The organism is Arthrobacter sp. B1805 (assembly GCF_002929745.1).
Taxonomy (GTDB): domain Bacteria; phylum Actinomycetota; class Actinomycetes; order Actinomycetales; family Micrococcaceae; genus Arthrobacter_D.
Genome location: NZ_PJIQ01000036.1, coordinates 1 through 5101 on the forward strand (window position 1 = coordinate 1; position 5101 = coordinate 5101).

4 protein-coding genes and 1 pseudogene are annotated in these 5101 nt (G+C 62.0%); 4 read left to right on the forward strand and 1 reads right to left on the reverse strand.

Annotation, left to right across the window (positions count from 1 at the left end; translation table 11 throughout):
• Both CXQ96_RS18685 and CXQ96_RS17645 read left to right on the forward strand, forming a co-directional pair.
• Positions 1 to 251: pseudogene (locus CXQ96_RS18685) on the forward strand (MFS transporter); the annotation flags it as partial.
• Between the two features lie 139 nt (positions 252 to 390).
• Positions 391 to 762, forward strand: a complete 372-nt coding sequence (locus tag CXQ96_RS17645; RefSeq protein WP_258059187.1) for a metalloregulator ArsR/SmtB family transcription factor — start codon at positions 391 to 393, stop codon at positions 760 to 762.
• A gap of 467 nt (positions 763 to 1229) precedes the next feature.
• Here CXQ96_RS17645 and CXQ96_RS17650 read toward each other — a convergent pair whose 3' ends face one another.
• Entirely contained in the window at positions 1230 to 2510 is a 1281-nt protein-coding gene (locus tag CXQ96_RS17650; RefSeq protein ID WP_258059188.1) for a hypothetical protein, read from the reverse strand.
• Positions 2511 to 3075: 565 nt separating this feature from the next.
• Here CXQ96_RS17650 and CXQ96_RS17655 point away from each other — a divergent pair.
• Complete coding sequence (locus CXQ96_RS17655; protein ID WP_104119327.1) at positions 3076 to 3900, forward strand: undecaprenyl-diphosphate phosphatase; 825 nt, start codon at positions 3076 to 3078, stop codon at positions 3898 to 3900.
• 66 nt (positions 3901 to 3966) lie between these two features.
• Positions 3967 to 4827: a phosphatase PAP2 family protein gene (locus CXQ96_RS17660; RefSeq protein ID WP_104119329.1), complete on the forward strand. Its 861-nt coding sequence runs from the start codon at positions 3967 to 3969 to the stop codon at positions 4825 to 4827.
• Positions 4828 to 5101 lie beyond the last annotated feature (274 nt).

The window sequence follows — 5101 nt, forward strand, 5'->3', positions numbered from 1 at the left end:
CCGCCCAGTTCTCCCTCTCCCACGCCTGCTACCTCCTGGCCTACCCCCTCGCCGGGTGGGTCGGAGCCGCCGCCGGCTTGAGCTCCGCCGCCCTCGTCCTAGGAGTACTTGCCCTAGCTGGCACGATCATTGCACTCGTGCTCTGGCCAGCCCCCATAACCTCAGGCATGGGCGCAGAATCAGACACGGCGGCACCTGTGACTGCACCTGACCATGAGGAGCGGCTAAACCGCCGGGGTGAGCGCAGGTAACGTGGAGAGAACACACGGTCCGGGCATCGGGTTCTCGTGTGAGGTATCGGCGTTGACCGGGGCGACGAAGGGGGGCAGGGACATCGACAGCGAAGCACCTGCTGAGCCGTCAATCCGTTCAGAAGCCGGCCCTCGTGCAGTGGTAGGTGGTACAGCCGAGAAGCCGGGCAGGTCGGCGCCGAGTCTTGTGCACACGGGCCACCCTGACGCGGCCCGCCTCGACGTCGGCGCTGCAACGTTCCGGATGCTCGCGGATTCCACCCGCCTGCACATCCTCTGGCTCCTCACGCAGGGTCCAGCCGACGTCGGGACCCTCGTTACCGCAACCGGGGCCAACCGTACGGCCGTCAGCCAGCACCTGGCTAAACTCCGGCTCTCGGGTCTCGTCTCCACTCGCAAAGAAGCCCGCAACGTCATCTACAGCATTATTGACGGGCACCTCACCCGTCTCATCCTCGAAGGCATGAACCATGCCGACCACCGCGTCACCGGCGAACCCGTCCACGATTAGCACGCATACATCACCGATCGTTTGTCGGTCTCGCACGATGAAGCAGGACAGACGGCGGGCTAGTTGGGGCAGTCCGCGGTGGCCCCCATGACGGAGAACCTGGAACGCCATTGACCGCAGCTGGCCCGAGTCGTGCCGCTGGGAGGAACACCCGTGTCCGCAGGACACCGGGCATTCCACTCTTCTTTCCGTAGCTATGGTCGTGGTCAGCCTGTCGCTCACCGGGTGTAGGTCTACATCTGGAGGTAGCGCCCCACGCGTCAGCAACCTCAACCCTTCCCAGGACGCCGGGGTAGATGGGGTGCTCAGGGCCCACTCCCCCGACGCGGCTCTGATCTGCACATTTGGGTAAATCACGGTGCGCACAGTGAACAGCGGAGATGTCGTGGGTGCCGTCGGTTTCGTTCCTGCCCGAGGACATACGGTCATGGATGTTTGCTGGATGCAGATCTCACAAGGGTCTGTGACTATGCCCCGTTGAGTGTTGTGAGGAGGTTTTGGAGGGCTTCTTGCTCCGTTGTTTGGTCGGGGTTGGTGGAGCGGACGGAGGAGAGGACGGGATCGATCTGGGTGTCGATGAAGGTCCATGCCTGGCAGTCGAGGGCGGAGAGGGCGTCCTGTTTGTCGTCCCACGCGGTCTCGAGGTCGGTCGCCCGGGTGGCAGCTCCACTTTGATCACCTCGTGTGACGAGCGCGAGGGTGTCGGAGGTGATGGTGCGGAACTCGGTGAGGTCCGAAGCGGGGAACTTCGTGTTTGCGGTTGCCTGCGCTTCGGCTTGAGTCAAGGATGCGGTGCCGGATGTGCATGTAGGAGCTGTGCCCTCGTCTGCCAGAGTGCTGGTGTGCGGCAGGCTGTTGGTGTGGACGAGTAGTGCGATGGTGGCGATCCCGACTGCGGTCAGGATGCCTAGCGCAGTCCGTTGCCGTGCTGGAGTTGCCGCCTGGATCTTCATGGTCCGTGGTCGTTCGGCGACATCAGTTTTGCTGATGGATAGGTAGACCACGGTTGCGAGGATCGCGGCGAGGAAAATGAGACTTGTTGCGAATGTGCCCAGGCCGAGGCCTCCTTCTGCCGGTGTCAGACCCAGCCAGTCACCGATGTTGGCTCCGAGCGGACGCGTGAGGATGTAGGCGATCCAGAATGCGAGGACGGGATTGGCTCCGAAACGCCAGACCGTGGTGACGATGCCGATGAGTCCGAGAGGAAGCAGGATGGAGAGTCCCGGACCCCAGCCTGTGAGTTCGAGGGTCCAGTCGCCTAAAGCTGTCCCGAGCGCGAAGGTGATGAGCACGGCGAGCCAGTAGAACGCTTCACGCGGAACGCTGAGGATGCTGTGGATCGACAGGGTGCGTTCCTTCATGAACCAGATCGTGAAGATCACGGCCAACGCGGTCGCGAACACGGCGGAGCTCATCCATAGAGGAATGCCGGCTTGATCGGTGAGGATGTCGGTATACAGCGTCCCTGTGATGCTCATGACGACGACGGTCAGCCAGTAGGCGCCGGGGTGGTAGCGGCGGAGTCTCATCTGCACGGCGAGCACGACGACAGTGACAAAGGTGAAGACGATGGCGGTTGAGACAAGCCCGACACCGAGGGCCATGTTGATGTAATCAGCGAAACTCTCGCCAACGGTGGTGCACAGAATCTTGATGACCCAGAACCAGATCGTGATTTCGGGGACCTTGCTGAGCATCTGTCGTGCCGAGTAGTTGGGGGCAATGATGATTGGTCCTGGCTGGCTCATGGTGACCTCTTCGATAAGTCTCGTTCGTCCTCCGCCGGCAATTACTGCGCCCACGGGGCCTTCAGAAGCGAGCGTTGGGCCGTGGCGGCCGAACGCTGCCATCAGTGTCTGACTTGGATGTTGAACAGATGCTGAGAGAGGAGCAGGGGCGCTTGTCGGTGTCGAGATTTGTTATCGCTGCACGAGGGAGCATGCCTGCTTCTAACTAGCGCTCATTGCACACAGGACAGGCCCAAGACTGTCAGGCCTGTGGGGTCGAATGGCGTTCCTTCCTGACGGCGGTAGGGTGCCCGCCTTTCCGGTGTCGAATCGTGTTCAGCGTTTCCTCAGGATGGGCCATTTACGGTTCCCTCATGGTTCTTCTTGCGGACAGCGCGCCTCGCCTGTTGCTCACAATGCCGAGGTACGCGGATCTATCCGGAGCAACAGGCCAGGAACCCGGAGTCGCTGCTAAAGCAGCAACTGTCCTATCAGCGCGAGGGCCGTACCGGTGGAGGAGCACTTCACAACGCATCTGCTTACGGGGTGATGGGTGCTTGTTGGTGCCGGCCACTGAGTTCAGCCGTTGAACTGGCTCGAAGCGGTCATCCTTGGTGTGGTACAGGGTTTGACGGAATTTCTGCCGATCTCCTCCAGCGCGCACCTGCGCATAGTGGGCGAGCTGATGCCCGGCGCCGGAGACCCAGGGGCTGCGTTCACCGCGATCACGCAACTTGGCACCGAGAGCGCGGTCCTCGTCTACTTCCGGGCTGACATCTACCGCATCATTTCCGCGTGGCTGGGATCATTGCGGGGAACCGTTCCGCGGAACTCCCCCGACGTGCGCATGGGATGGCTGGTCATCCTCGGCAGTATCCCCATCGCCGTACTCGGGCTGCTCTTCCAGACCCAGATCGAGACCACGTTCCGGAGCCTCTGGATCGTGGCGGGCACCCTTATCCTCTTCGGCGTGGTGCTTGGTGTGGCGGACAGGATCGGTCGCCGGAACCGCAGCCTCAATGACCTCACCTATCGGCACGGCATTGTGTACGGGCTCGCGCAGTCCCTCGCCCTCATCCCAGGGGTCTCCCGATCCGGAGGCACCATCACAGCGGGTCTACTGATGGGGTACACGCGGGAAGCGGCCGCACGGTATTCCTTCTTGCTTGCGATTCCGGCCGTGTTCGCCAGCGGGCTGTATCAGCTGGTCAAAAGCTACGACCAGCCCGGGTCCTACACCCTGGCGGAGACCGCCGTCGCGACACTTGTCGCGTTCATCATCGCCCTGGCCGTCATCGGGTGGTTCCTGCGCTACATCTCCACACGCAGTTACCTCTTGTTCGTCGGATACCGGGTCGCTCTGGGCGGTGTGCTGGTCGTCCTCCTGACAACACATACGATCAGTGCCTGAAACAGAACACCACTTCTTCATCGCCAGGTCGGAGCCCGGGACCGGTCGCTATTCAAGGAGTCAACGATGAACCATAACGACGGACCTCGTCCCGGTGAGACACCCCGCGCGTTCGCTGGTTCCCATTTACCTGGCTCCGGTGAAGACCGTTTCGCTGCAGGTCGGGACCTGACCCGCTGGACGACGCCGTTTGGACGTTTCGCAGCACGCCTGATGCACCGCCTCAGCACCGTGCTAGGGCACCATGCTGCACTGGTCCTGACCTTGTTCGTCGGGGCGGTACTGGCGCTACTCCTGACCATTGCGTCTGCGGAAATCTATGAAGCCGTGACCGAAGGCGATGGCGTTGCTTCCCTGGATCATCCGCTGCTCGACGCTGCCATATCGCTGCGGTCACCGACGCTCGATACCCTCGTCACCGCCTACACCAACATTGGTGGACCGGTCGGGATGCCGATCCTGGCTTTGAGCGTTATGGTTTTCCTTGCTGTCCGCCGCTCGTGGACTCCTGTCATCCTGATGGTGTCCGCGGCCGCAGGGTCCTTGCTGATGACCATCGCCGGTAAGCAGTTCATCGGTCGTTCGCGGCCGCCCCTGCAGGACGCCGTTCCACCGTATGAGTATTCCGCGTCCTTTCCGAGCGGTCATTCCCTCAACGCCATGGTGATCGCCGGGATCGTGGCGTACCTGCTCCTGCTGCGCCAGCACAGCCGTAAAGCCGGAATCATCACGATCCTCTGCGCCGCTGTCTTCGCGTTCACCATGGGTGCCAGCCGGGTCTTCCTGGGCCACCACTGGTTCACCGATGTGCTTGTCGCCTGGACGCTGGGGGCCGCCTGGCTAGCCCTGGTCATCACCATTCACCGCCTGTACCTCACCGCCCGACATCGCAGACCCGCAGAGACACCTGACGTGCCTTCTACATGAGCTCACTGATCCTTTGGCTCAGAGGTGATTACTGAACGGCACTCTTCCTGCTGTTACCCGACACATCAGTTCACCCGCGACCTCCCAGTTTCACGGCGTCATGGCAGCGGGCGTCGCAGGGAGCCATCATTGATACCGGAGGTATCGGTTCCCGGTCGCCGCGTCTTCCTAACATGCCTGATGTGGCGGTCACAGTCGGGTCTGTCCGATAAACGGTGTGTGGGGTCCGGCGGTTTTCATTAGTGGTTGGTTTTCTCAAAGCGTCCTGCGAAGG